At 47.5% G+C, this 549-nt stretch carries 1 protein-coding gene; it reads left to right on the top strand.

Translation table 11 applies throughout. The features are described from left to right. On the top strand, positions 1-510 hold a 510-nt coding region (locus RZO55_RS12465), incomplete at its 5' end, for a hypothetical protein (RefSeq protein ID WP_318064611.1). Positions 511-549 lie beyond the last annotated feature (39 nt).

Genomic DNA, 549 nt, shown 5'->3' with positions numbered 1-549 from the left:
GCTCTTTTTCCTCATCGGTTGTGGGGAGAGGATTGTGCCTATGAAGAACTGGCGTTTCGAGTTTTGCGCCCCATAGATGATTGGGAGATTCACAAGCCCCTAATTCGACGGTTTCTTTCCCCTGAAATTTATGGGAAGCATGCTTTTCTTGAAGGGTCGTTCACACGTATGTTAACACCCACAAAAGAAAGGCCGCACACACTTCATTTTAAGACACTGGCTGATGACATATTCTTGGCACTGCAAGCGGCACTTGACTCAAAAGAGCTTGAGTATCCTGTTTTTCAGGCATCCCTGTGCTTAAGGCCGCTGGTTGCCATGGGTAAAGTGGATCACGAAGGGTTGGAATGGTTTTTCAATCTTCCTCCCCAACAGCCTGATCCCCGCTTTGAGGCCGTCAGTGCTGCACAGTTTTTACCCGATGGCGGAAAGACCTTGTATGAGCGTTGGGAAAAATATCCAGATCCGGAGGTGCAAGAGTGGGTGCGGATGTTTCGGAATCATCATTGATGAGTAACCACTCTTAAAGATTTGTTTCCATCTGTCAAG

The organism is Clostridium boliviensis (assembly GCF_033342255.1).
Classification (GTDB): domain Bacteria; phylum Bacillota; class Clostridia; order Lachnospirales; family Lachnospiraceae; genus Lacrimispora; species Lacrimispora boliviensis.
The sequence above is the reverse complement of the archived record's forward strand: the minus strand, read 5'-3'. Positions and strand labels throughout refer to the sequence as shown.